The organism is Pseudomonas sp. GB2N2 (assembly GCF_054897705.1).
Genome location: NZ_CM142701.1, coordinates 3,834,376 through 3,858,638 on the forward strand (window position 1 = coordinate 3,834,376; position 24,263 = coordinate 3,858,638).

Here is a 24,263-nt window from a genome sequence, read left to right on the forward strand (position 1 = left end):
GATCTTTGCCGATCCAACCTAAGCACGCAATTCACCTAGATATTCACAACAGTCTGATTGCATGCAAACAACTCGCCAGCTAGTGCGATTAACCAATCTGTTTCATGCATTTAAGTCTTAGTGCGGTTTGCAACGCGAATGAAGCTGAGCGCTGGTAGTATTGGCAGAGCCGAAACGCTGAACTGGTCCTTTCTTGAATAATGAAATTCTGCCATCCGCAACGTGGATCTTAATCTAGGCCATTTGAGATTAGCGCACACGCTTTCAATGTCTCGACCATCACATGACCATCTACAACCATTTCGAGTGCGCGAATAACTTCCTGCACGGTGAGTTTGGTTTCAATTTCGACTTCCACGTCTGGAAAAGTAGGATCTGGGATTATCGTGATTTTATTCAGCGAATTGGCTTCAAGCAACGCTAGAAAGCTAAGTACATCGTCGCGGCATTCAGCGCGAAAGGAATAGGTACTTATGTGGTTAACGTTCACATTTTGTTTAATCATCATTTCACCATTTAGTTGATAATATTTACGGCAGAGGCTAGCGAGCCATGTCTGGGTAGTCGAGCCGAACCCGTCCCCGTTCCTGCACCGTCAGGCGCAAGCGCTTTCCGCTCGATTCGATGAACGTAGGTCACCGTATAAAGCTCGGTCTGATGCGCGAGGTGGAGTGTTAAAGCTTCCAAGCCTATGCATCCGTGCCTTCACACCGTGCGACGTTTCCACCAGAGATAAGCGTTCATAAAGAAAACGGCACGCCGGGAATCAATGGACTGAACCGGCGCTCCAGAATGCTTAAGCTGGTGTTTTGTCAGGACGATCAAGCCTAGAGCACTCCCAATCACAAGCCCTTTTCTAAGGTTTCCCAAGGCAGATCAAGAGCGTCAGAGCCTTATGGAATTTGACACTGAAAAAGGGTCTGTCTGGAAAATGACCACTGACTGCATGCGGTTGGCCAGTGCCGCGCGTAATGCGGTGAGAATCTCCGGCGCCGCGGAAATCGCCGCCACCAGAATCGCTGTGATCACCGGCGGCGCGCCCGTCCCTTCAAGGCCCAGGTCAAGGGTCTTGGACATCACCTCGGCCAATGCGCCGATGACCACTACACCAAACACTAATGTGCCGATACTCAGTCCCAGATTGACCGGTTCGGGTTCTTCCTCCGGGACTTTCTTGCGGCGTTTTTCAGGGTAGCTGTAGCTGAAGAAATAACTGTGCGGCCCGACCTGCATGCGCAGGAACAGTGCGTAGAGCACAACCATCGCACCTATGGTGAAACCCGAATAAATCTTCCAGTTGGCCTCTGGAATAAATTCCGGCACCACCATCGAAACGCCCATGGCGGTGAGGATCATCACGCTGTAGCTGCGCGCCGAGTCATCGTTGTAGGACTGTTCACCGTGCTTGATCCCGCCCATCAACGCGGCGAGGCCGAGGATGCCGTTGATGTCGAGCATCACCGCCGAATAGATCGTGTCGCGCACCAGCGTCGACGACGCTTCGTTGCTCATCATGATCGCCAGGATCACCACCTCCACCAGCACCGCGGCGAGGGTCAGGATCATCGTGCCGTAAGGATCGCCGACTTTTTCCGCCAGCAGTTCAGCGTGATGGGCGACGCGCATGGACGCGACGACGATGAAGGCGATCAGCACGAGACCGGAGATCAGCGCGATGGTCTGGCCGCTGTGCAGCATCCAGTGTTCCATCGGGTAAGCGATGAACGCGGCGATCAGGGCCAGCAGCAAAAACTTTTCTTGCTTGAGGATAGTGAGCATTGCGGGCCTTTTTTTGCCGAGTGGAGCGAAATCAGTGTGATGAGCTACTGACTGCGGGGCGGCGCTAACGTTTCGTTACACCTTAGCGCACCACGGGTAGGCAGGAAGATTGGGCGGCGCACCGCAGTGCGCCATCGCCGTTCAAGCCGGCTCCTACAAAAGCATGATCACCCCGCTCCCGTAGGCGCCGGCTTGCCGGCGATGGCGCACTTCCAATCACCACAAATCCTTAAACCCGTCATTTTATTGTCCTGTTGGTCAGCAATTTGCATTAGCCCTTCCAACCTCAAAACAAAATGGAGTTGGAATTCATGCATAAACGTCCGTTGAAGAAGCTGCTGTGCGCCGTTGCCGCGGCCATCGGTTTGGGCGCTGGCCTGAGCGCCAGTGCCGCCGACCCGCTGAAAGTTGGCTTCGTCTACATCGGCCCGATCGGCGACCACGGCTGGACGTATCAGCATGAGCAGGGGCGCAAGGCGCTGGCGGAAAAATTCGGCAACCAGATCACCACCAACTACGTGGAAAACGTCGCCGAGGGCGCCGACGCCGAGCGGGTGATCCGCAACATGGCCAAGGACAACTACGACCTGATCTTCACCACGTCCTTCGGCTACATGAACCCGACGCTGAAAGTTGCCAAGCAATTTCCAAAAGTGACCTTCGAGCACGCCACGGGCTACAAGCAGGACAAGAACCTCGGCACCTACCTCGCGCGCACTTATGAAGGTCGCTACGTTGGCGGTTTCCTCGCGGCGAAAATGACCAAGACCAAGAAGATCGGCTACGTCGCTTCGTTCCCGATCCCGGAAGTGATCCGTGACATCAACGCCATTCAACTGGCCCTGAACAAATACAACCCCGGCACCGAGATCAAAGTGGTGTGGGTCAACTCATGGTTCGATCCGGGCAAGGAAGCCGACGCCGCCAACGCGCTGATCGACCAGGGCGTGGACGTGGTGTTCCAGCACACCGACAGCCCGGCGCCGATTCAGGCCGCCGAACGTCGCGGGGTGTATGCCGTCGGCTACGCTTCGGACATGGCACACTTCGGGCCCAAAGCCGTGCTGACGTCGATCGTCAACGACTGGGCGCCGCATTACATTCAGGCGACCCAAAGCGTAATCGACCACGCGTGGAAATCGCAGGATTACTGGGGCGGTTTGAAGGAAGGTACGGTGGAATTGCCGATCAGCGATCTGGTGCCCGCGCCGGTGAAAGCCGAAGCCGAGCAGATCATTGCGGACATCAAGAGCGGCGCGCTGCATCCGTTCACCGGGCCAATCAAGGATCAGGCCGGTGTCGAGAAAATTCCGGCGGGGGTGATGGCGACGAATGCGGAACTGGCGTCGATGAATTACTACGTTGAAGGCATGAAGGCCGAGATTCCGAAGTAACCCCCAAGCCCTACCCAAAACCCTGTAGGAGCGAGCCTGCTCGCGATGGCGTCGGCGCATTCAACATCCTCGCTGACTGACGCACCGCTTTCGCGAGCAGGCTCACGCCTACAAAGGAACCTCAGCGTTATCAAGGACTGCGCATGAATAGCCTTCCCATCATCGACATCAGCCCGCTCTACACCGACGATCAAACCGCCTGGCAATCCGTCGCCACCCGGATCGACCGCGCCTGCCGCGAATGGGGCTTTTTCTATATCAAGGGCCATCCGATTTCGGCCGAGCGCATCCACGAAGTACTCGATCACGCTCGACGCTTCTTCGCCCTGCCCACCGCCGAAAAGCTCAGCATCGACATCACCCAGACCCGACACCATCGTGGCTACGGCGCCATCGCCACCGAACAACTCGACCCCAACACCCCCAGCGATCTCAAAGAAACCTTCGACATGGGCCTGCACTTGCCGGCCGATCACCCCGAAGTGCTCGCGGAAAAACCGCTGCGCGGCCCCAACCGGCATCCGTCGATGCACGGCTGGGCAGCGCTGATGGAACAGCACTACGTCGACATGCAGGCCCTCGCCCAAACGCTGTTGCGCGCGATGACAATGGCGCTGGGCATTGAACGCGATTTCTTCGACACCCGGTTCCGTGAGCCGGTCAGCGTGCTGCGCATGATTCACTACCCGCCGCGCCACACCGCCAGCTCCGCCGAACAGCAAGGCGCCGGCGCCCACACCGATTACGGCTGCATCACCCTGCTCTACCAGGACAATGCCGGTGGCCTGCAAGTGCGCAACGTCAAGGGCGAATGGATCGACGCGCCGCCTATCGACGGCACGTTCGTGGTGAACCTCGGCGACATGATGGCGCGCTGGAGCAACGACCGTTACCTGTCGACGCCGCACCGGGTGATCAGCCCGTTGGGAGTTGATCGCTACTCGATGCCGTTCTTCGCCGAGCCGCATCCCGACACCCGCATCGAATGCCTGCCCGGTTGCCAGGATGCCCTGCACACCGCGAAATACCCAGCGACCACCTGCGCCGAATTCCTGCTCTCGCGCTTCGCCGATACCTACGCCTACCGGCGGGAGCAGGAGGCGGGTTGATGAACCTCTTGGTCAGGTTTTACCAATTGTTGCAGTCAGCATCTGTAGAATGCCGCCATTGCACCTGATGAGATTTGAACATGTACGATTGGCTGAACGCCCTGCCCAAGGCAGAACTGCACTTGCACCTGGAGGGTTCGCTGGAGCCGGAACTGCTGTTCGCCCTGGCTGAACGCAACAAGATCGCCTTGCCGTGGAACGACGTCGAAACCTTGCGCAAGGCGTACGCCTTCAACAATCTGCAAGAGTTTCTCGACCTGTATTACCAGGGCGCCGACGTGCTGCGTACCTCCCAGGATTTCTACGACCTGACCTGGGCGTACCTGTTGCGTTGCAAGGCGCAGAACGTGATTCACACCGAACCGTTCTTCGATCCGCAAACCCACACCGACCGTGGCATTCCGTTCGAAGTGGTGCTCAACGGCATCGCCGCCGCGTTGAAGGATGGCGAGCAGCAACTGGGCATCAGCAGCGGTTTGATCCTGAGTTTCCTGCGCCACTTGAGCGAAGACGAAGCACAGAAAACCCTGGACCAGGCCCTGCCGTTCCGCGACGCGTTTGTAGCCGTCGGTCTCGACAGCTCGGAAATGGGTCACCCGCCGAGCAAGTTCCAGCGCGTGTTTGACCGTGCCCGTCACGAAGGCTTCCTGACCGTCGCCCATGCCGGTGAAGAAGGCCCGCCCGAGTACATCTGGGAAGCCCTCGACCTGCTGAAAATCCAGCGCATCGACCATGGCGTTCGCGCCATAGAAGATGAGCGTTTGATGCAGCGGATCATCGACGAGCAGATCCCGCTGACCGTGTGCCCGTTATCCAACACCAAGCTCTGCGTGTTCGATCACATGTCCCAGCACAACATTCTCGACATGCTGGAACGCGGCGTGAAAGTCACCGTGAACTCGGATGACCCGGCGTACTTTGGCGGTTACGTGACCGAGAACTTCCACGCGCTGTATACCGATCTGGGCATGACTCAGGATCAGGCCAAGCGCCTGGCGCAAAACAGCCTGGATGCGCGGTTGGTCAAACCATAAGTCTCACCGCGATATCCTTTGTAGGAGCTGGCTTGCCTGCGATGGCAGGCTCACATTCAACTTTGAATGTGATGGCTTAATCGCTGGCAAGCCAGCTTCTACAAAGGGCCCGCGTTTAGTCGCCTACAACGCCATCTCCAACTCAGCCTCCCTGGCAAACCGCTGAATCTCTCGCTGCCCCGTCGCCGTGATGTGCAAAGCGCGGGAATCGTTCGGCAGGCTCAGCCAGTTGGACTGCATGAACAATTGCAGCAACGCCGCCCCCAGTGAACCACCCATGTGCGAACGTCTTTCACTCCAGTCGGGGCAGGCACAGGCGGCTCGGCTGGTACTGTGCGCCAGCGCCTGGACAAACACGCCGCGTGCCGCCAGTTGCGTGGCGCCCTTGTGCGTGATCGACACCCGATGATCGAACTGTTCGATCCAGCCGGCATCCAGCAGCCGCTGATACAGATCGGCGGCCAGCGTGCCGCCCAGGTGATCGTCGCAGAGTCGGGCGCGCAACAACGACGAAGGCGCGGCCTGTGGTTTGGGGATGGGTGCGGAGCGTTTGAAAATATCGGGAATATCCCGGGGTGTGCTGGCAATCGTCGCACTGGCCAGCGCTTCTATCGCGGCGCCGATTTCAGGTGCGGCCAGGCGGAAGAATCGCTTGCGACCGCGGGTTTCGACTTTCAACAGACCTCCGGCGGACAAACGCCCCAAATGTGCACTGGCCGAAGATGGCGACAGGCGGGCCAGCAATGCCAGCTCCTCGGTCTGCCGCGCCACGCCGTCCATCAAGGACCACATCATTGCGCTGCGCTTTGGGTCAGCCAGCAACGTGGCGATCTGGCTGATGCAAGGTGCATGTTCCATGTATTCACTCCCTGTTGAATCGTTTCGTCTACTGCTCGGAGACATCTTGACCAGTAATGTGTCGTCGGCCAAGACGCGGAAACCGCCATAACCGGGCAATGCCAGTCACTCAACCAGGTCAATGCTTCCAAGACCCTGCAGAGGTCGCGATTGACCCAGCGGCCTGATCGGCTCGAACCGGGTCTCGCCACGGCGAGATCGACGGCGCGTACCTGAGGCGGGCGCTAGTATAAGCGTGTTGACCGCCGGTTCCTGCCCCCCGGAAACCGTTGGTGGTGATTGATCCTGAGGGAAATTTCGCTATTTGCCTGCGACTAATGATCGACACCCGTCAACAGGGGAAATTGACTGCTCAATCGAGTACATCGGCTGGCAAGCATTTCCCGCAGAAGGTTTACCGGCTTACTCAATTGTGCGCGATGGGCGCACAGCAAATTCAGCGGTGCGCGCTCACACACCAGCTCCGGCATCAGCACTTTCAGGCGACCGGCCAACACATCGGCGGCGACATCGAGCCAGGATTTGTAGGCGATCCCGGCGCCCGCCACCGCCCACAAACGCACCACATCGGCGTCGTCGCTGAAACGGTCACCGCTGACGGTCAGACTGACTTCGCGTTTGCCATCGTGAAAACTCCAGTGGTCGTGAACCCGGCTGCCGAGCATGAACAGCAGGCAATTGTGCTGCGCCAGTTGCTCCAGTTGCCGCGGCTCGCCATGCCGGACCAGGTAACTCGGCGCCGCGCACAGCACACGGCGGTTGTGCGGGGCGATGGGCAACGCAACAAGGCTTGAGTCTTCCGGCTCGCCGTAACGCAGGGCAATGTCCACCGGTTGGCGGAACAGGTCGGCGATGCGGTCGCCCAGCAGCAAGCGCACCGTGAGTTTCGGGTGCTCACGCTGGAACTCGTCCAGCCATGGCAGCAGCAGGTTGCGTCCGAAATCCGAGGGCGCGGACAACTGCAATACGCCGCTGACCTGATCCTGACCGCTGGCCAGCAAACGGCGGCCTTCGTCGAGATTGCTCAGCGCCGCCCGGGCGTATTCGAGAAACCCCTCGCCTTCAGCGGTGAGGCGCAGGCTGCGCGTGGAGCGGGCGAGCAGTCGGGCGCCGAGTTGCTGTTCGATGCGCTTCAACGCCGCACTGGCCACCGCTGCCGACATGTCCATGCCCCGGGCGGCGGCTGACAAACTGCCCAGGTCCGCCGCCCGAACGAACAACTGCAAGTCATCAAAACGCAGCATGTCAGCCTCGATTATCAAAAAAACATTGAAAGAGACTGCTCTTTTAGCGGGTTTTATCTTGCAGAGAAATAGCCAATCATCTGCCCATCGAAATCACCCCGCCTCCGGAGTCCAACATGTCCCAGCCATTTACCGCCATCGCCACCCTGATCGCCAAAGCCGGCCACCATGACGCACTTGAACAGCATCTGCGTGCGCTGCTGGAGCCGACCCGCGCCGAGGCCGGTTGTGGTCAATACGATCTGCATCAGGACCTGGCCAATCCGCTGGCCTTCTACATGATTGAACAATGGGCCAGCGACGAAGCCCTGCAAGCCCATGATGCGAGCGCACACATCCAGCACTTTCGCGCCAAGGCCGGTGACTTTCTTGAACACTTCGATCTCAAGCGCCTGCGCTCCGTGGCTTGATCCTTCTTGTATTACCGTTTATTACCGTTTGGAAATCCTTATGAAAGCCATTGCCTACTACAGCTCATTGCCGATCAGCGACGAGCAATCCCTGCAAGACATCGAGTTGCCGGAGCCGGCCGCTGGTCCGCGTGACCTGTTGGTAGAAGTCAAAGCCATCTCGGTCAACCCGGTGGACGCCAAGGTCCGCCAGAATGTCCAGCCGGAAGACGGCGCGGCCAAAGTGCTGGGCTGGGACGTGGCCGGCGTGGTCAAAGCAGTCGGCAGCGAAGTGACGTTGTTCAAGGCCGGCGACAAGGTTTTTTACGCCGGCTCCATTGCCCGCGCCGGCGGCAACAGCGAGCTGCACGTGGTGGACGAGCGGATCGTCGGCCATATGCCGAAAACCCTCGGTTTCGCCGACGCCGCGGCGCTGCCGCTGACGGCGATCACTGCGTGGGAATTGCTCTTCGAGCGCCTGCAAGTGCGCGAAGGTAAAACCGATGAAGGCCAGAGCCTGTTGATCGTCGGCGCGGCCGGTGGCGTCGGTTCGATTCTCACGCAACTGGCTCACCAGCTCACCGGGCTGAAAGTCATCGGCTCGGCGTCCCGTGTGCAAACCCAGAGTTGGGTGCGTGAATTGGGCGCCGACCTGGTGATCGATCACAGCCAGCCGCTGAGCGAAGAACTGAAACGTGCTGGCGTCGCACAAGTGACTCACGTCGCCAGCCTGACTCAAACCGATCAGCATCTGGATCAGTTGATCGAGGCGCTGGCACCACAAGGCAAACTGGCGCTGATCGACGACCCGAAAGCGCTGGACGTAACCAAGCTCAAGCGCAAGAGCCTGTCGCTGCATTGGGAGTTCATGTACACCCGCTCGCTGTTCGAAACGCCGGACATGATAGAACAGCATAAATTGCTCAATCGCGTGGCTGGGCTGATTGACGCGGGGACGCTGAAAACCACGGTCGGCGAGCATTTCGGAACGATCAATGCGGCGAACTTGCGCCGTGCGCACGCGCTGCTGGAGAGTGGCAAGTCCAAGGGCAAGATTGTGCTGGAGGGTTTCTGAAATACATTGATACAAGTGTCGTCCGCAAGGACGACGCCGTCAGTCCGAAGGTTGACCGTTGTCATGATAGCGGTCGTATTCAGGTCTACAATCGAGGGCTCTGCGATGCAATCTTTTACTGAAGGAGGTCAGCAATGAAGATCCTGATAAAAGAAGTGGCAACTTCCCAGTGGCAGGTCCGCCTGGATCAGCACGCCGTGACATTCCGCAGCGAAGCCGAAGCGCGCGCCTTCACCCGAACCCTCGAAGCGCGATTGCACGCTCCTCATCAGATCCCCGCCCATCAGCAGCGCGCTGTGGGCTGAGGCCTTTCTCAGACTTGGGCTCGTGCCAATGTCCGGGCATTTTGCAAACGCCGGGTGAGCATCGCTACGCTCACCACCAGAATCCCGCACAGGCTGATGACCATGGCCATCGGCATGGCGCTGCCATCGTACAAAATCCCTACCAGCGAAGCGGCTCCGGCGGCGACGCTGAATTGCAGACAACCGAGCATCGCTGAAGCACTGCCGGCCCGGGAGCCCTGCCCGTTCATCGCGCAAGCCGAAGCGTTGGGCAGGATGCAACCGAGGCTGGCGATACAGATGAACAGCGGAATCAGCAGTGGCCAGAGTCGTTCGGTGTGCAGCGAACTGACGGCGAGCAACGTCAAGCCGGCTGCCAGGTAAACCCAGACGGCACGCGCCAGCAAGAACGCCGGCCCACGCTTGGCCAGCAAGCGCGCGTTGACTTGCGCGACCAGAATGAATCCCGCCGCATTGGTGCCGAACAACCAGCCGAAGTGCTCGGCCGGGACACCGTAGAGTTTGATGAAGACGAACGGCGAACCGGCGATGTAGGCAAACATCCCGGCAATAGCGATGCCGCCGGTCAGCGCGTGGCCGAGGTAAATCGGGTCCGACACCAGACGCGCATACTGGCGCAGCGCGCCCGACAGCGGCTGACGTGGCATGTCGGCGGGCATGCTTTCCGGCAAACCGAGCGCCACGGCCAGCCCCGCCAAGGCACTGAAACCGGTCAGTACCAGGAAGATCGACTGCCAGCCTGTGGTATTGACCAGCAATCCGCCGAGCATCGGCGCGAGAATCGGCGCCAGGCCCATGACCAGCATCAGCTGTGAAAAAACTTTCGCCGAGCCCACCGCATCGCAGTTGTCACTGACGATCGCCCGGGCAATCACCATCCCCGCGCAACCGCCCAGCGCCTGAATGAAACGCGCGCCGAGCAGCCATTCAAGGTTAGGCGCATAGGCGCACGCCAATGAGGCAGCGGTGAACAGACCGACGCCCACCAGCAACGGAACGCGCCGGCCAAACCGGTCCGCCACCGGGCCGTACATCAGCTGACCCATGGACAAACCGAGGAAGTACGCCGCCAGGGTCAGTTGAATGTGTTGTTCATCAGTACCAAACGCCTGGGCAATGGCCGGAAACGCGGGCAAGTAGAAATCGATCGCCAGCGGCCCAAAAGCGCTGAGGGCGCCAAGTATCAAAATGGTACGGAAATTCATCGGGCATCCAGTAAGACTGAAGTCAGCAGCCCGACAGTTTAGCCGCGCAGCGACACATTGAACATTCCGATAGCTCGCTAACTATTAAAAACCGCAGGCTAAATGCAATCCCCTGTAGGAGCGAGCCTGCTCGCGAAGGCAGTGTGTCAGTCAGGAATGAGGTGAACTGACACACCGCAATCGCGAGCAGGCTCACTCCTACAGGGATCTGTGTTGGGATTTCAGGCTATTTTGACTTCGTAGCCTTCTTCAGCGATCGCCGCTATCACCTGATCCACGGTCAGCGCGCTCTCGACGCCAACCTCCTGTGCCGCCAGATCAACCCGTACGTTGGCCGCCGGGTCCCTGGATTGGACCGCTTGAGTGATGGCTTTGACGCAATGACCGCAGGACATGCCTTGAACGTTAAATACTTGCATGGGATGACTCCTTTGAGTGAGATTGCGAGCAGTGTCGAGCTTGCCACCATGGCAAGGTCAAGTTCTTAAACAAACTGCCGGGCTGGCAATCGGCGCCGCGGTCGGCCAAGCTGCGTGCATCAACTATTCGATCTCAGGAGATTCAGCCATGCGCTGGTCAGCTCTCAGCCTGTTTGGCTTGCTCAGCCTTTTCGCCGCCGTGCCCTCGGTCAATGCTGCCGGGGAGGATTACGGCGTGCTGATCATTTCCCGCGAGCGGCTGGAAGTGTCAACCAACTGCGAAATCGGCGTGTATATCCAGGATCAACTGTCGGCACGGCTGTTTCAGGAGCAGAGCACTTCATTCAATCTGCCACCGGGCAATGTGTCGCTGCGATTGAAACTGCTGCCGGGTCAGGCGCCGGGGTGCAATCCGGGGATGCTGGCGCCGGGATCGCAGAACATCATGCTCAAGGCCGGGGACGTGTTGAAGTTCAGGATCGCGATGACGCAGGAAGGGATGTACCTCAAGCCCGCCGCCCTCGAGTATTGAGTCGCCTGTAAATAGCGCTTGACCTTGCCAACATGGCAAGGTTGATCCTGCAGTCATCCACTACAGGAGCGCGACCCATGTCCGAATCCACCACTTTCGATCTGCCGATTGCCGGCATGACCTGCGCCAGTTGCGTCGGGCGTGTCGAGCGTGCCTTGAGCAAAGTCATCGGCGCCTCCGCCGTCAGCGTCAACCTTGCCACCGAGCAGGCGCGGGTGCAGGCGCCGAGCGACAGCCTGCCGGCGTTGATGGACGCGGTGCAGCAAGCCGGTTACAGCGTGCCGCAACAGAGCCTGGAATTGAGCATCGACGGCATAACCTGCGCGTCCTGTATCGGCCGGGTCGAACGGGCACTGGCGAAAGTGCCGGGGGTCAAGAGCGTTAGCGTCAACCTGGCCAATGAACGCGCCCACCTCGAACTGCTCGGGCAGATCGATCCCCAAACTCTCATCGGCGCCGTGACCAAGGCCGGCTACAACGCCAGCGTCTGGGAAGCCGAACACCCACAAACCGACACTCAACAACAGCGCCTGCACCGTGAGCGCTGGGTGCTGATCATGGCCATCGCCCTCGCCGTGCCGCTGGTGTTGCCGATGCTGCTGCAACCGTTCGGCGTGCACTGGATGTTGCCGACATGGGCGCAATTCGCGCTGGCGACGCCGGTGCAATTCATCTTCGGCGCGCGCTTTTATGTCGCTGCCTGGAAAGCCGTGCGCGCCGGTGCCGGCAACATGGACCTGCTGGTCGCCCTCGGCACCAGCGCCGGCTATGGCTTGAGCCTCTACGAATGGGCCACCGCCGCGGGGCGCATGCCGCATCTGTATTTCGAAGCCTCTGCCGTGGTGATCGCGTTGGTGCTGCTGGGCAAATACCTGGAGAGCCGTGCCAAACGTCAGACCGCCAGTGCCATCCGCGCCCTCGAAGCCTTGCGTCCCGAGCGGGCCATCCAAGTGATCGACGGTCGCGAGCAAGACGTCGCCATCAGCGCCTTGCGCCTCAATGATCTGGTGCTGGTCAAACCCGGCGAACGTTTTCCGGTGGACGGCGAAGTGATCGAAGGCCAGAGCCACGCCGACGAAGCGCTGATCAGCGGCGAAAGCCTGCCGGTGCCGAAACAACCTGGCGATAAGGTCACCGGCGGCGCCATCAACGGTGAAGGCCGACTGCTGGTGCGCACCCAGGCCTTGGGCGCGGAAACGGTATTGGCGCGCATCATCCGTCTGGTGGAAGACGCCCAGGCCGCGAAAGCGCCGATCCAGAAACTGGTGGATAAAGTCAGCCAGGTCTTTGTGCCAACGGTGCTGCTGATCGCATTGGCGACCCTGATCGGTTGGTGGCTGTACGGCGCGTCTATCGAAACGGCGCTGATCAATGCGGTCGCGGTGCTGGTGATCGCCTGCCCTTGCGCCCTCGGCCTGGCAACGCCAACCGCAATCATGGCCGGCACCGGCGTGGCGGCGCGCTACGGGATTCTGATCAAGGACGCGGAAGCTTTGGAACGCGCGCATGAAGTCAGCGCCGTGGTGTTCGACAAGACCGGCACGCTGACTTCCGGGGCGCCGCGCATCGCCCATCTGAGCGCCATCGACGGCGACGAAGCCGCTCTGTTGCAACAGGCCGGCGCCCTGCAACGCGGCAGTGAACACCCACTGGCCAAGGCCGTTCTGGATGCGTGCGCCGAGCGCGGTTTGGCCGTGGCGGATGTCAGCGACAGTCAATCGCTGACGGGTCGTGGCATTGCCGGCACGCTCGACGGTCGGCGGTTGGCGTTGGGCAATCGCCGATTGCTGGAAGAAAGTGGTCTGGGCCTCGGTCCATTGGCTGAAGCCGCCACTGCCTGGGAAACCGAGGGCCGGACCCTGTCCTGGCTGATCGAGCAAACTCCGCAACCGACAGTGCTGGGCTTGTTCGCCTTCGGCGACACCCTCAAATCCGGCGCGCTGCAAGCGGTGCAACAACTCAGCGCCCGCCACATCAGCAGCCATTTGCTGACCGGCGACAATCGCGGAAGTGCCAAAGTGGTCGCCGAGGCGCTGGGCATCACCGATGTGCACGCCGAAGTGCTGCCGGCCGACAAAGCCGCCACCGTCGCCGAATTGAAGAAAACCGGCGTGGTCGCGATGGTCGGCGACGGCATCAACGACGCCCCGGCCCTGGCTGCCGCCGACATCGGTATCGCCATGGGCGGCGGCACCGACGTGGCCATGCACGCGGCCGGTATCACTTTGATGCGCGGCGACCCGCGTCTGGTGCCGGCGGCACTGGAGATCAGCCGCAAGACCTACGCGAAGATTCGTCAGAATCTGTTCTGGGCCTTCGTCTACAACCTGATCGGCATTCCGCTGGCCGCCTTCGGTTTCCTCAACCCGGTGCTGGCCGGTGCGGCGATGGCATTGTCGAGCGTCAGCGTGGTCAGCAATGCGCTACTGTTGAAAACCTGGAAACCCAAGGATCTGGAGGATAACCGATGAACATCGGCCAAGCGGCCCGCGTCAGCGGCCTGAGCGCGAAGATGATCCGTTATTACGAATCCATCGGTCTGCTCAAGGCGGCCAATCGCACTGACAGCGGTTATCGGCTGTATGGCGATCAGGATTTGCACACGCTGGCGTTCATCAAGCGTTCGCGGGACTTGGGGTTTTCCCTGGAAGAGGTCGGCAAACTGCTGACCCTCTGGCAGGACCGCCAACGGGCGAGCGCCGATGTGAAGGCGCTGGCCCGTCAGCACATCGACGAGCTGGACCGGAAAATCCGCGAACTCGGCGAGTTGCGTGACACGCTGCAGGATCTGGTCGAGCACTGCCAGGGCGATCATCGCCCGGATTGCCCGATTCTCAAGAATCTTGAGTCGGGGTGTTGCTCGGCACCGGTGCGTGCCTGACGCGTTGATATTGAATGTACGGACGCCCATGCGGTTTCAAAACAATGCCCCAAAAAAAACCCGGCCGAAGCCAGGTTTTTTTATCCGATCACTGCATCCAGGGTGGAGGCGGTTCTTCGGTTTTGTTCGGTGGCGCGTCATCTGCCGCGCGGACCGCTTGCTTACGCTCTTCGTCGAGGCGTGCCGCCTCGATTTCGCGCATGATCCCGCCAACATCCGCCAACTCTTCCGGCTCGTCGAACACACCGGTCAACACGCTGGCCGGGTGCAAGGTGCCGGCTTCGTAAAGCGCCCACATTTCCTTGGCGTACTTGGTCTTCTTCAACTCCGGCGCAAACCGCCCGAAGTAGGAGGCCATGTTGCCGACGTCCCGCTCCAGCATGGTGAACGCGTGGTTGTTGCCCGCCGCGTCGACCGCCTGGGGCAAGTCGATGATGACCGGGCCGGTCGGCGTCAACAGCACGTTGAACTCGGACAGGTCACCGTGCACCAGACCGGTACACAACATCAGCACGATCTGGGAAATCAGGAACGTGTGATATTCGCGCGCCTGATCCGGCTCCAGCACCACGTCGTTCAGGCGCGGCGCAGCATCGCCGTATTCGTCGGCCACCAGTTCCATCAGCAGCACGCCTTCAAGGAAGTCGTAAGGCTTTGGAACTCGCACGCCAGCACCGGCGAGACGGAACAACGCCGCCACTTCGGCGTTCTGCCAGGCGTCCTCGGTCTCTTTCTTGCCGAACTTGGAGCCCTTGGCCATGGCCCGGGCCTGCCGGCTGTTGCGCACCTTGCGGCCTTCCTGATACTCGGCCGCCTGGCGGAAACTGCGTTTATTCGCCTCCTTGTAGACCTTCGCGCAACGTAGCTCGTTACCGCAGCGCACCACATAAACAGCTGCTTCTTTACCACTCATGAGTGGGCGCAGCACCTCGTCGACCAGACCGTCCTCGATCAGGGGTTCAATGCGTTTTGGAGTCTTCATCAGCTTTTATTGTGGGTCCTTTATTACCGAACACGCGAAAGTCATTCGTTATACGGCAATCCACGCAATCGGGGGAGGGGTTGCCGACGATTTACGACAGAGTCCGACCTACCCATGCGTACCCTTCGTAGGATTTTTTCCAATAGCCCTCAATTTCCTCCTCCGACAGCCGAAGTCTTCAGTAACAAAATGAATTGTCCGACGATCGTTCCGACACACAACGATGGCGCACCCAAGGGACCGGGATCAACTCAAGCATTTACGGCTGCCAATAATTCCGCGAGTCATCTGCACTGCGTGGGCCTACAAGAAAATCTGGAGCGCGGATGAACATCAAACAGAAGTTGACGTGGGCGTTTGCAATCATCGCCTGCTTGCCCGTGGTGCTGGTCGCCACCCTCGTTGTGCTGAACCTGCGCAGTGATGCCAAAGAAAATTTCGTCGACAGCAGCGGACGCGAGATTCGCCAGGTCAGCAACGCCATGCAGTTGTTTTTTGACGGCATCAGCCAGAACGTCGACTACCTGGCCAGCCAACCGCTGATCAAGAACTCCGACGCCAGCCTCAAGACCTACATGAGCGCCAACGCCGAGACCATCCCGCAGGGCGAGTCGGACAAACAAGTCTTCAGCCTCCTGCAGAACCTGGGCAACAGTCACCCGTCCTACGCCTATGCGATCCTCGGCACCGCCGCTGGCGGTTATGTGTCGTGGCCCGACGATGCCAAGCTGAACAACTACGACCCGCGCCAGCGCCCGTGGTACAAGGCGGCCCAAGCCAAACCGGGCAAGCCGTTTCGCACCGAGGCCTACTACTGGGCCCAGGACGATGCGACCTACGTCAGCACCGTGCGCACCATCGACAACACGTTGGGCACCAACGGCGGCGTGGTCAGCATCGACGTGACGCTCAAGCAGCTCACAGAAATCGTCAAGCAGATCAAACTGGGCGACACCGGCTACCTGATGCTCCTGGAAAACACCGGCACCGTGCTGGTCGACCCGAAGCAACCGGAACATAACTTCAAGGCGCTTAGCAGCCTCGGCGAAGGTTACGCGCAATTGGCCAAGGCCGGCAAAGGCCTGGTGGAAGTCGAGCTTAACGGCGAGCGTTACATGGCCAACGTCTGGCCGTCGGAGCAGCTGGGCTGGACCTTTGTCGGTCTGATCAAGCAGAGCGACGTGATGAGCTCGGCCACCCAGCTGACCTGGTTGATCGCCATCATCGCCGCCGTGCTGGCCGTGATCTTCGCCATCGTCGGCGCCAGTTTCGCCAGCGTGATCGTACGGCCGATTCGCAGCGTCGCCAGCGGTCTGGAAGGCATCGCCCAGGGTGAAGGCGACCTGACCAAGAACCTGCAGATTCGTGGCAGCGATGAAACCGCGCAACTGGCCAGCTGGTTCAACCAGTTCCTGGCGGCGATTCGTAACCTTATTCAAAGCATCGGCGGCGCCGCGACGAAAATTCTCGCCACCTCCAAGAGTTCGACCCAGGTCTCCAGCGACATGGCCGAAGCGGCCGGGCGCCAACGTGAAGCCGTGGACATGGTGTCCACCGCGTTCCACGAAATGGTCGCCACCGCCAACGAAGTCGCGCGCTCTTGCAGTCAGGCCGCCGAGTCGGCCGACAGCGGTCAGCGTCAGGCCCGTGAAGGCCAGCAGCAGATCGACGCGGCAGTGACCAGCGTTGATCGCCTGAGCCAGGAGATCGAACAGTCGGCGCAGTCGATGCAACAGCTGGAACGTGACAGCAATGACATTCAATCGATTCTCGGGACCATTCGATCGATCGCCGAGCAGACCAACCTGTTAGCGCTGAACGCTGCCATCGAAGCCGCACGGGCCGGTGAACAGGGTCGCGGTTTTGCGGTGGTGGCGGATGAAGTGCGGGCACTGGCCAAACGCACGGCCGATTCCACGGCGGAAATCGACGGCCTGCTCGGCAACCTCGCCAAACGCACGAGCCAGGTGACTCAGCAGATGCACGCGAGCCTGGAAGTGTCCCAGCAATCGGTGACCCGCATCGGCGAAGCGCGCAGCAGCTTCGGGCAGATTCGCGAATCGGTGGACGTGATCCGCGACATGAACACCCAGATCGCTACGGCAGCCGAGCAACAGCATCAGGTGGCAGAAGACATCAACCGGCACATCAGCCAGATCCATGGCGATGCGCAGTTGGTGGCGGAACTGGCGAACTCGGCGCGGCTGGATTCGCAGAGCCTGGCTGGATTGTCGAATGAGCTGGATGGTCTGGTTCGTCGTTTCCGCACCTGATTTTGGTATGCCGCACATCACGTGTGGGAGCGGGCTTGCTCGCTCCCACATCTGATGTGCGGTGCTACTGCCGAAACAATTCCCCTGGCGTAAACCCAAATAACCCTTTGAACGCCGCAATAAACGCCGACGTCGAATCATACCCGCACGCCAGCGCGGTATTGGTCACGCTGTCGCCTTCCTCCAGCAAACTCAGCGACGACAGCAACCGCATGCGCTGCCGCCAGCCGCGAAAACTCAAGCCGGTTTCCCGCTGAAACAGGCGCATCAGGGTTTTTTCCGAGGTACCCAGGCGTCCCGCCCACTCCTGCAGCGTCACCACTTGCTCCGGGCTTTCGATCAACTCGTTGCACAAACCCAGCAACCGCGTATGGCGTGGCAACGGCAGCGAAAAACCGACCTCGGGCAGGTTTGCCAACTGGTCCAGCAGCACACTCACCAATCGCGCTGACGGGCTGTCACCTTGCGCGTACTCCACGGGCAGCAGGCAAAAGCTCTTGATCAACTCCCTAGCCAGCGGGGTCACTTCCAGCACCCGACAACGATCGTCCGCCCACCGGCAATCTTCGCGGCGCACGTACAGGCTGCGCATCTCGGCGCGCATTGAGGTCACGACCTGATGCTCGACATCGGCCGGAATCCAGATGCCCCACTGCGGCGGCGCGAAGAAACTGCCCTCAGCGGTGTGAACCCCGAGAACGCCACTGATCGCGTAGGAAAACTGCACCCAATCGTGTCGGTGAGACGGCGTCCACGAACCAGCGGTCAGGCTTTCCGCCCGGGCATAGAGTGGGCGCGGCAGCGCGGTCAGGGCGGGGATCGAACGTTCGAGGGAAAGTTGTCCGTTAGTCGGCATTGATAGGCCTTGTGTCGCGGGGTGGCTAATGAATCAACCTTAACACCACAGCTCCCCTGTAGGAGTGAGCCTGCTCGCGATGGCGGTATATCAGTCGACACATTCTTTGACTGACACACCGCCATCGCGAGCAGGCTCACTCCTACAAGTTCCCGGTTTCATCCAGTCAAATCATCAGCGTTCGATGATGGCGGTGACGCCTTGCCCGCCTGCGGCACAAATCGAAATCAGTCCTCGGCCCTTCCCAGCCGCATCCAGCAGCTTGGCGAGGTTCGCCACAATCCGCCCACCGGTAGCCGCAAACGGATGCCCCGCCGCCAGCGAACTGCCTTTGACGTTAAGGCGGCTGCGGTCGATGGAACCCAGTGGCGCGTCGAGGCCCAGGCGAGTTTTACAGTATTGAGGGTCTTCCCAGGCCTTTAACGTGCACAGCACTTGGGCGGCGAAGGCTTCGTGGATTTCGTAGTAATCGAAGTCCTGCAAGGTCAGGCCGTTACGCGCCAGCAATCGCGGCACCGCGTACACCGGCGCCATCAACAGCCCCTCGGCGCCGTTGACGAAATCCACCGCCGCCGCCTCGCCGTCACGCAAATACGCCAGGATCGGCAAGCCGCGTTCCTTCGCCCACTCTTCACTGCCCAACAGCACCAACGAGGCGCCGTCGGTGAGCGGCGTGGAATTGCCGGCGGTCAGGGTGCCTTTGGCGCTTTTCTCGAAAGCGGGTTTGAGCGACGCAAGTTTTTCCAGGGTCAAGTCCGGGCGCAGGTTGTTGTCGCGGGTCAGTCCGAGGAACGGCGTCATCAGGTCGTTGTGCCAGCCCTCAGTGTAGGACGCCGCCAGTTTCTGGTGGCTCTCCAGCGCCAGCTGATCCTGTTCGGCGCGCGGAATGTTCCAGGTTTGCGCCATCAATTCACAGTGCTCGCCCATCGACAGGCCGGTGCGCGGCTCGCCGTTGCGCGGGAATTGCGGGACGAGATGACCCGGGCGCAATTGCAGGAAGGTTTTCAGTTTGTCGGCGGTGGTCTTGGCGCGATTGGCCTGCAAGAGAATTTTGCGCAAACCTTCGTTGATACCGATCGGCGCGTCGGACGTGGTGTCAACGCCGCCGGCAATGCCGCACTCGATCTGGCCCAAGGCGATTTTATTCGCCACCAGCAACGCCGCTTCGAGGCCGGTGCCGCACGCCTGCTGAATGTCATACGCCGGGGTGGTCGGCGACAGCCGTGAGCCGAGCACGCATTCGCGGGTCAGGTTGAAGTCCCGGGAATGCTTGAGCACCGCGCCCGCCGCCACTTCGCCCAGGCGCAAACCGTGCAGGTTGAAACGCTCGATCAGGCCTTCGAGCGCTGCGGTGAGCATCGCCTGGTTACTCGCGGTGGCGTACGGCCCGTTGGAGCGGGCGAAGGGAATACGGTTACCGCCGATAATCGCGACGCGGCGCAGTTGAGTCATGAAAAGCTCCTGATGAAAAATCCACAGACCAAGCGTAGGCCTTATCTCGCGGATCGAACGACTGATTGCCATTCGTGGTCCACACTTTGAACCCCAGCTGCTGGAGCGCGTTCCATGTCTGACCGCTATATCGACTTCGCCAATTCGTCCATCGGCCATCGCCTGGTCGGTGCCTTGGGTCTGCCGTCGCCGGTGCGCCTGGAACGTTGGCAGGCAGGCCAGTTGCGTCCGGTCGAAGGGGCGCTGCTGATCGGTGGCGGGCCGCTGGCGGAAAAAGTCAGTGCCTTCGCCAATCGCCTGACCGATGCGATTTACAGCTACGGCGCCGATCCTTCCCTGGCCGCGGCGTGGATTCCCGGCCATGGCCCCAAGCTCAAAGCCGTGGTGTTCGACGCCAGTGATTTGGTGCACACCGACCAGCTCAAGCAGCTGCGCGAGTTCTTTCAACCCTTGATGAAAAACCTCGACAGCTCGGCGCACCTGGTCATTCTCGGGCGCACGCCGCAGACGTTGAGCGATCCGTTTGCGGCCAGTGCGCAACGTGCGATTGAAGGCTTCAGTCGTTCGCTGGCCAAGGAGTTGCGCAGCGGCGGCACCTTGCAACTGATCCACGTCGGTGAAGGCGCCGAGGATCAACTGGAAGGTCCGCTGCGATTTTTCCTCTCGCCAAAAAGTGCCTTCGTCTCCGGGCAAGTGATTTGCCTGGACGCCTGCACCACGCCGGTGACCGACTGGACGCGTCCGCTGGCGGGCCGCAAGGCGCTGGTCACCGGTGCGGCCCGCGGGATCGGCGCATCGATTGCCGAAACCCTGGCCCGTGACGGCGCGGACGTGATTCTGCTCGACGTGCCACCGGCCAAGACAGATCTCGACGCACTCGCCGCACGCCTTGGCGGGCGCAGCATTACACTGGATATTTGCGCCGAGGATGCCGCTGCGCAACTTATCGAGCACCTGCCTGACGGCATCGATATCGTGGTGCACAACGCCGGCATCACCCGCGACAAAACCCTGGCCAATATGACCCCGGAATTCTGGGACGCGGTGCTCGCGGTCAATCTCAATGCCCCGCAAGTGCTGACCAAGGCATTGCTCGACAGCGGCACCTTGCGCGACAACGGCCGGGTGATTCTGCTGGCGTCCATCAGCGGCATCGCCGGCAATCGCGGGCAAACCAATTACGCGGCGAGCAAGGCCGGGTTAATCGGCCTGGCCGAAGCCTGGGCGCCGTTGCTGAACCAGCGCGGGATCAGCATCAATGCGGTGGCACCGGGATTCATCGAGACGCAAATGACCGCGCACATTCCGTTTGCCCTGCGTGAAGCCGGCCGCCGCATGAGTTCGCTGGGCCAGGGCGGTCTGCCGCAAGACGTGGCCGAAGCGGTGGCGTGGTTGGCGCAACCGGGCACCGGAGCGTTCACCGGGCAAGCGCTGCGGGTGTGTGGGCAAAGTGTTCTGGGGGCTTAGTGATGACCACCGACTGGCACACACTCAATCGCGAACCGAGCCTGCCCGGGTTGTACGTGCAGGCCGCGACGCGACGCAAGATCACCGGCACCACGCTACCGGATTCGGGTCTGCGCTGCTGGGTCGATGTCGATCCGCAGCGCCTGGCGGCTTATCGCAACGTCTGCGAATTTGCCGACAACGGTTTGCTGCCGCCGACCTACCCACACATCCTTGCGTTTGCGTTGCAGATGCAATTGCTCACCGCCAAAGACTTTCCGTTTCCGCTGCTAGGGCTGATTCACCTGAGCAACCGCATCCGCGTGTTGCGGCCCATGGGCGGGGTGAATCGCGCGCGGGTCAGCGTGCAAGTGCAGAATCTGCAACCTCACGCCAAGGGGGCGACGTTCGATCTGGTGACGACGCTCGACGATCAATTGGGTCCGCTGTGGGAAGCTGAAAGCCGCATGCTTTGCCGCGAAGTGAAACCAGACGGTGAGCCGGTTGAGGAGGTGCTCGCATCGTCAATGCCACTGATCGAAGTCACCCGCTGGAAAGCACCGGCGGACATTGGCCGGCAGTACGCCAAGGTGTCCGGCGACTACAACCCGATTCACCTGAGTGCGGTGAGCGCCAAACTGTTCGGCTTCCCGACCGCCATTGCCCATGGGCTGTGGAATAAGGCACGGACACTGGCAGCGCTGAGCAATCACTTGCCGACCGCCAATGTCGAGATTGCGGTTCAATTTCGCAAACCGGTACGCCTGCCGAGCGAGGTGACATCGCTCGCCAGTGTGGCGGGGTCGAGTGGGGATTTTCAGTTGGTCGGCGCGGGGGACCTGGAGCATATGGTCGGCCACTGGCGGCCGGTGGCCTGACACCCACTCTGCAAATAACACAAATCCGAGTAGGAGCCGGCTTGCCGGCGAAAAAATCCGGATGCAGCGGGGTGCTCGAGGACGCCATCGCTGGCAAGCCAGCTCCTACAGGGGCCGCGGTGTGCTTGCTGGCGAAGGATTCTGGAGAGTGCAGTGTTATTGGGAGGCCTTCGGGGGCAAGCCATGCACCTATACCATTAACCGACCAAATTCATCCGAGGCTGAGGAAACAGATTATTCAGCGTCTCCAACAACCGAACGTGATAAATCGGCTTGCGAAACAGATCGAGCACCTGCAAACGCAGCATGTCACTCACGTCCTCCATGTCCGCATGCCCCGACGTCACAATCACCGGCAAATGCTCCCGGGAGGTGTGCTCGCGCAGACGCCTGATCAACGACATCCCGCTCTCTTCCGGCATGCGCAAATCGGTGATCACCAGCGCGATGTCCGGGTGCCGAGTCAAATGATGCAACGCCAGTTTCACCGACGTAGCGGTCAGACAATGAAAGCCCTCGCCCTCCAGCAACTCCGCCAGTTCGAGCAACGCATCTTCTTCGTCATCGACCAGCAGAAGTTGTTGGCGAGGGAGTGTGAGAACAGTCATGGAGTTTTCCTGCGATGGACTAAGCGATGACGTTAGGACCACTCCGGCAAGTTAGCAAATTGCGTGATCAAGGCGCCGGAACCAGCGCTGCCTTGATGGTCGTAAAAATCGTGGTAATTGCACTCGAGATCGGCGCCATGAACGCCGCCAGAGCGACCGCCGCCATCCCGGCAATAATCGCGTATTCGATACCCGAAGCGCCCTCAGTGTCTTTCGCCAGATTGATGTAAAACGCGATTTCGGATTTGATCTTCTGAGTCAGCTTGCGAAAGGCCATGACGTTTCTCCTTGATGACGACGGGTGTTGCATGGACGCAACGTGATTCCCCTATGCCAGCATCAGCATTGACGCCAAACCCCGTCCCAACAACTGTAAAAAAGAATTATCACTAAAGTATTAGCCCTTTCGTTGACGTCAAAAAACCCGTGATCTGCGCCCTTATAGATAAATTTTCAGACCGGTAATGGCGTTTTGCTCTAGCTGCGCTACCGTCCAATAGCGAAATAGTTCAAGTTTATTGCTGCCGTTTGAGAAGTTGTCTCGTTGGATAGGACGGGGTTGTTTAAGCAGCAGGAAAGGGAGAGCCTTCATGAACAGTCGCGTCACCCTGGGCCTTGCCGGTTTGCTGCTGGTGGGCGCCATCGTTGTCGGTTATTGGGGCCTCACGCTGAGCCGCCAACCCGTCGCCGAACCCGTTGCGCAAACCGAGAGCAACACACCCGCGCCGACCACCCAGACCGTCGCCGTCGAAGACCCGACGCGTCATCCGGTGGTCGTCCTGCTGCGTGACGTCGCCCCGTTCGAGCAGATCAGCGCCGCCGACGTCACCCTGGAAAAACTCGCGATCGTCCCGGCCGGCAGCCTCACCCGTCTTGATCAAGCCGTGGGGCACACGACCTGGCGCGCCCTGAGCGCCGGCAGTTGGCTCAATGAGGAAAGCTTCGAATCCGGCAGCAAACTGGCGCGAATGATTCGTCCCGATGAACGCGCCATCGCCGTGGCCGTGGATGAAGTGACCAATGTCGGCGGGCAATTGAAAGCGGGGGATTACGTCGACGTGCTGCTGTTTCTGCGCATGGACGCCAACAACCCGCAGTCCTCGGCGCAACGGGTGCTTCCGGCCTTGCGCGTCCTCGGCGTTGGCGAGCAATTGGGCCTGACCAACGACGGCCAACCCGCCAGCCCGGCGCGCAGTACCGAAGAGCAGCTCAAGCAGGAGCAATCGCGGACCAGCGCCCGGACCGTGTTGCTCGCTGTGCCCGAAGCGCTCGTCAGTCGCCTGATGCTCGCGACCCAGGCCGGGGTGTTGCGCCTGGCCGTGCGCAGTGCCGATGAGAAACGCCTGTCGCGTTACTGGGCTGGCGACACCGAGTCATCGTCCAACCTCGCCAGCGCCAACCGCGAACTGATCCAGTTCAATCAACTGGCCATGACGGCCCCGCCCAAACCGCTCGCCACCGCTACAGCCAGCGTCGCAGCACCGCGCAAGTCGGGCGTGGAAGTCATTCGCGGCAACGAAATCACCCAACAAACTCCCTGAGTC

Annotated in this window: 22 protein-coding genes and 3 pseudogenes; 14 read left to right on the plus strand and 11 right to left on the minus strand. The window is 60.4% G+C overall.

Features of this window, described 5'->3' with window-relative positions; all coding sequences use genetic code 11:
- Positions 1-229 precede the first annotated feature (229 nt).
- Positions 230-508: a hypothetical protein gene (locus ACYZT4_RS17730; protein WP_461981774.1), complete on the minus strand. Its 279-nt coding sequence runs from the start codon at positions 506-508 to the stop codon at positions 230-232.
- Between the two features lie 425 nt (positions 509-933).
- Positions 934-1,779, minus strand: a pseudogene (locus ACYZT4_RS17735) (calcium:cation antiporter); the annotation flags it as partial.
- A 311-nt stretch (positions 1,780-2,090) separates the two neighbouring features.
- Here ACYZT4_RS17735 and ACYZT4_RS17740 point away from each other — a divergent pair.
- The 3 genes from ACYZT4_RS17740 (at position 2,091) to ACYZT4_RS17750 (ending at position 5,316) form a co-directional block, all read left to right on the plus strand.
- Positions 2,091-3,173, plus strand: coding sequence for a BMP family ABC transporter substrate-binding protein (locus tag ACYZT4_RS17740; RefSeq protein ID WP_461981776.1), 1,083 nt, complete (start codon positions 2,091-2,093; stop codon positions 3,171-3,173).
- Between the two features lie 143 nt (positions 3,174-3,316).
- Positions 3,317-4,282 (plus strand): isopenicillin N synthase family dioxygenase, encoded by a 966-nt coding sequence (locus ACYZT4_RS17745; RefSeq protein WP_461981778.1) that lies wholly within the window; start codon positions 3,317-3,319, stop codon positions 4,280-4,282.
- An 80-nt stretch (positions 4,283-4,362) separates the two neighbouring features.
- Positions 4,363-5,316 (plus strand): adenosine deaminase, encoded by a 954-nt coding sequence (locus ACYZT4_RS17750; RefSeq protein WP_461981780.1) that lies wholly within the window; start codon positions 4,363-4,365, stop codon positions 5,314-5,316.
- 123 nt (positions 5,317-5,439) lie between these two features.
- On the opposite strand, the gene ACYZT4_RS17755 is transcribed toward ACYZT4_RS17750, so the two are convergent.
- Entirely contained in the window at positions 5,440-6,174 is a 735-nt protein-coding gene (locus ACYZT4_RS17755; RefSeq protein ID WP_461981782.1) for an ArsR/SmtB family transcription factor, read from the minus strand.
- Positions 6,175-6,488: 314 nt separating this feature from the next.
- Positions 6,489-7,418, minus strand: coding sequence for a LysR family transcriptional regulator (locus tag ACYZT4_RS17760; RefSeq protein WP_461981784.1), 930 nt, complete (start codon positions 7,416-7,418; stop codon positions 6,489-6,491).
- 116 nt (positions 7,419-7,534) lie between these two features.
- Between ACYZT4_RS17760 and ACYZT4_RS17765 the strand changes: the two genes are divergently transcribed.
- The 3 genes from ACYZT4_RS17765 to ACYZT4_RS17775 all read left to right on the plus strand — a co-directional run bounded on the left by ACYZT4_RS17765 (position 7,535) and on the right by ACYZT4_RS17775 (position 9,187).
- On the plus strand, positions 7,535-7,828 hold the full coding sequence (locus tag ACYZT4_RS17765) for a putative quinol monooxygenase (RefSeq protein WP_461981786.1): 294 nt from the start codon (positions 7,535-7,537) through the stop codon (positions 7,826-7,828).
- A gap of 40 nt (positions 7,829-7,868) precedes the next feature.
- Positions 7,869-8,882, plus strand: coding sequence for a zinc-binding alcohol dehydrogenase family protein (locus ACYZT4_RS17770; RefSeq protein WP_461981788.1), 1,014 nt, complete (start codon positions 7,869-7,871; stop codon positions 8,880-8,882).
- A gap of 134 nt (positions 8,883-9,016) precedes the next feature.
- Positions 9,017-9,187 (plus strand): hypothetical protein, encoded by a 171-nt coding sequence (locus ACYZT4_RS17775; protein WP_461981790.1) that lies wholly within the window; start codon positions 9,017-9,019, stop codon positions 9,185-9,187.
- A gap of 8 nt (positions 9,188-9,195) precedes the next feature.
- Here ACYZT4_RS17775 and ACYZT4_RS17780 read toward each other — a convergent pair whose 3' ends face one another.
- The gene (locus tag ACYZT4_RS17780) at positions 9,196-10,392 is read right to left on the minus strand and encodes a multidrug effflux MFS transporter (protein WP_461981792.1); all 1,197 of its coding nucleotides are present in this window, start codon (positions 10,390-10,392) and stop codon (positions 9,196-9,198) included.
- A 221-nt stretch (positions 10,393-10,613) separates the two neighbouring features.
- The gene (locus ACYZT4_RS17785; RefSeq protein ID WP_461981794.1) at positions 10,614-10,811 is read right to left on the minus strand and encodes a cation transporter; all 198 of its coding nucleotides are present in this window, start codon (positions 10,809-10,811) and stop codon (positions 10,614-10,616) included.
- Positions 10,812-10,959: 148 nt separating this feature from the next.
- On the opposite strand from ACYZT4_RS17785, the gene ACYZT4_RS17790 reads away from it, so the two are divergent.
- From ACYZT4_RS17790 to cueR, 3 genes are all read left to right on the plus strand, one after another.
- The gene (locus ACYZT4_RS17790) at positions 10,960-11,343 is read left to right on the plus strand and encodes a hypothetical protein (protein WP_461981796.1); all 384 of its coding nucleotides are present in this window, start codon (positions 10,960-10,962) and stop codon (positions 11,341-11,343) included.
- Between the two features lie 77 nt (positions 11,344-11,420).
- Complete coding sequence (locus tag ACYZT4_RS17795; RefSeq protein WP_461981798.1) at positions 11,421-13,814, plus strand: heavy metal translocating P-type ATPase; 2,394 nt, start codon at positions 11,421-11,423, stop codon at positions 13,812-13,814.
- The gene (gene cueR, locus ACYZT4_RS17800) at positions 13,811-14,224 is read left to right on the plus strand and encodes a Cu(I)-responsive transcriptional regulator (RefSeq protein ID WP_461981800.1); all 414 of its coding nucleotides are present in this window, start codon (positions 13,811-13,813) and stop codon (positions 14,222-14,224) included. The genes ACYZT4_RS17795 and cueR overlap by 4 nt, the downstream gene beginning before the upstream one ends.
- Positions 14,225-14,312: 88 nt before the next feature.
- Here the strand turns inward: cueR and ACYZT4_RS17805 are convergent, their stop codons facing one another.
- Positions 14,313-15,206, minus strand: coding sequence for a PA4780 family RIO1-like protein kinase (locus ACYZT4_RS17805; protein ID WP_461981802.1), 894 nt, complete (start codon positions 15,204-15,206; stop codon positions 14,313-14,315).
- A 482-nt stretch (positions 15,207-15,688) separates the two neighbouring features.
- On the opposite strand from ACYZT4_RS17805, the pseudogene ACYZT4_RS17810 reads away from it, so the two are divergent.
- Together ACYZT4_RS17810 and ACYZT4_RS17815 are read left to right on the plus strand one after the other, a co-directional pair.
- Positions 15,689-16,573: pseudogene (locus tag ACYZT4_RS17810) on the plus strand (cache domain-containing protein); the annotation flags it as partial.
- Positions 16,574-16,882: 309 nt separating this feature from the next.
- Positions 16,883-17,479: pseudogene (locus ACYZT4_RS17815) on the plus strand (methyl-accepting chemotaxis protein); the annotation flags it as partial.
- Positions 17,480-17,543: 64 nt separating this feature from the next.
- On the opposite strand, the gene ACYZT4_RS17820 reads toward ACYZT4_RS17815, so the two are convergent.
- Positions 17,544-18,335 carry an AraC family transcriptional regulator gene (locus tag ACYZT4_RS17820; protein ID WP_461981804.1) on the minus strand — a complete coding sequence of 264 codons (792 nt, stop codon included), beginning with the start codon at positions 18,333-18,335 and terminating at the stop codon, positions 17,544-17,546.
- Positions 18,336-18,509: 174 nt separating this feature from the next.
- Positions 18,510-19,787, minus strand: a complete 1,278-nt coding sequence (locus ACYZT4_RS17825) for an acetyl-CoA C-acetyltransferase (RefSeq protein ID WP_461981806.1) — start codon at positions 19,785-19,787, stop codon at positions 18,510-18,512.
- A gap of 114 nt (positions 19,788-19,901) precedes the next feature.
- On the opposite strand from ACYZT4_RS17825, the gene ACYZT4_RS17830 reads away from it, so the two are divergent.
- Both ACYZT4_RS17830 and ACYZT4_RS17835 read left to right on the plus strand, forming a co-directional pair.
- Positions 19,902-21,254, plus strand: a complete 1,353-nt coding sequence (locus ACYZT4_RS17830) for a 3-oxoacyl-ACP reductase (RefSeq protein ID WP_461981808.1) — start codon at positions 19,902-19,904, stop codon at positions 21,252-21,254.
- A 2-nt stretch (positions 21,255-21,256) separates the two neighbouring features.
- Positions 21,257-22,111, plus strand: a complete 855-nt coding sequence (locus ACYZT4_RS17835; protein ID WP_461981810.1) for a MaoC family dehydratase — start codon at positions 21,257-21,259, stop codon at positions 22,109-22,111.
- Between the two features lie 197 nt (positions 22,112-22,308).
- On the opposite strand, the gene ACYZT4_RS17840 is transcribed toward ACYZT4_RS17835, so the two are convergent.
- Positions 22,309-22,719: a response regulator gene (locus ACYZT4_RS17840; RefSeq protein ID WP_461981811.1), complete on the minus strand. Its 411-nt coding sequence runs from the start codon at positions 22,717-22,719 to the stop codon at positions 22,309-22,311.
- 67 nt (positions 22,720-22,786) lie between these two features.
- Positions 22,787-22,996: a Flp family type IVb pilin gene (locus ACYZT4_RS17845; RefSeq protein ID WP_461981813.1), complete on the minus strand. Its 210-nt coding sequence runs from the start codon at positions 22,994-22,996 to the stop codon at positions 22,787-22,789.
- A 313-nt stretch (positions 22,997-23,309) separates the two neighbouring features.
- On the opposite strand from ACYZT4_RS17845, the gene cpaB reads away from it, so the two are divergent.
- Positions 23,310-24,260, plus strand: a complete 951-nt coding sequence (cpaB, locus tag ACYZT4_RS17850; protein WP_461981815.1) for a Flp pilus assembly protein CpaB — start codon at positions 23,310-23,312, stop codon at positions 24,258-24,260.
- Positions 24,261-24,263: the final 3 nt, after the last annotated feature.

Coding starts and splice junctions, on each gene's coding strand:
- ACYZT4_RS17730 (WP_461981774.1), bottom strand. CDS start 508: ATGATGATTAAACAAAATGTGAACGTTAACCACATAAGTACCTATTCC.
- ACYZT4_RS17740 (WP_461981776.1), top strand. CDS start 2,091: ATGCATAAACGTCCGTTGAAGAAGCTGCTGTGCGCCGTTGCCGCGGCC.
- ACYZT4_RS17745 (WP_461981778.1), top strand. CDS start 3,317: ATGAATAGCCTTCCCATCATCGACATCAGCCCGCTCTACACCGACGAT.
- ACYZT4_RS17750 (WP_461981780.1), top strand. CDS start 4,363: ATGTACGATTGGCTGAACGCCCTGCCCAAGGCAGAACTGCACTTGCAC.
- ACYZT4_RS17755 (WP_461981782.1), bottom strand. CDS start 6,174: ATGGAACATGCACCTTGCATCAGCCAGATCGCCACGTTGCTGGCTGAC.
- ACYZT4_RS17760 (WP_461981784.1), bottom strand. CDS start 7,418: ATGCTGCGTTTTGATGACTTGCAGTTGTTCGTTCGGGCGGCGGACCTG.
- ACYZT4_RS17765 (WP_461981786.1), top strand. CDS start 7,535: ATGTCCCAGCCATTTACCGCCATCGCCACCCTGATCGCCAAAGCCGGC.
- ACYZT4_RS17770 (WP_461981788.1), top strand. CDS start 7,869: ATGAAAGCCATTGCCTACTACAGCTCATTGCCGATCAGCGACGAGCAA.
- ACYZT4_RS17775 (WP_461981790.1), top strand. CDS start 9,017: ATGAAGATCCTGATAAAAGAAGTGGCAACTTCCCAGTGGCAGGTCCGC.
- ACYZT4_RS17780 (WP_461981792.1), bottom strand. CDS start 10,392: ATGAATTTCCGTACCATTTTGATACTTGGCGCCCTCAGCGCTTTTGGG.
- ACYZT4_RS17785 (WP_461981794.1), bottom strand. CDS start 10,811: ATGCAAGTATTTAACGTTCAAGGCATGTCCTGCGGTCATTGCGTCAAA.
- ACYZT4_RS17790 (WP_461981796.1), top strand. CDS start 10,960: ATGCGCTGGTCAGCTCTCAGCCTGTTTGGCTTGCTCAGCCTTTTCGCC.
- ACYZT4_RS17795 (WP_461981798.1), top strand. CDS start 11,421: ATGTCCGAATCCACCACTTTCGATCTGCCGATTGCCGGCATGACCTGC.
- cueR (WP_461981800.1), top strand. CDS start 13,811: ATGAACATCGGCCAAGCGGCCCGCGTCAGCGGCCTGAGCGCGAAGATG.
- ACYZT4_RS17805 (WP_461981802.1), bottom strand. CDS start 15,206: ATGAAGACTCCAAAACGCATTGAACCCCTGATCGAGGACGGTCTGGTC.
- ACYZT4_RS17820 (WP_461981804.1), bottom strand. CDS start 18,335: ATGCCGACTAACGGACAACTTTCCCTCGAACGTTCGATCCCCGCCCTG.
- ACYZT4_RS17825 (WP_461981806.1), bottom strand. CDS start 19,787: ATGACTCAACTGCGCCGCGTCGCGATTATCGGCGGTAACCGTATTCCC.
- ACYZT4_RS17830 (WP_461981808.1), top strand. CDS start 19,902: ATGTCTGACCGCTATATCGACTTCGCCAATTCGTCCATCGGCCATCGC.
- ACYZT4_RS17835 (WP_461981810.1), top strand. CDS start 21,257: ATGACCACCGACTGGCACACACTCAATCGCGAACCGAGCCTGCCCGGG.
- ACYZT4_RS17840 (WP_461981811.1), bottom strand. CDS start 22,719: ATGACTGTTCTCACACTCCCTCGCCAACAACTTCTGCTGGTCGATGAC.
- ACYZT4_RS17845 (WP_461981813.1), bottom strand. CDS start 22,996: ATGGCCTTTCGCAAGCTGACTCAGAAGATCAAATCCGAAATCGCGTTT.
- cpaB (WP_461981815.1), top strand. CDS start 23,310: ATGAACAGTCGCGTCACCCTGGGCCTTGCCGGTTTGCTGCTGGTGGGC.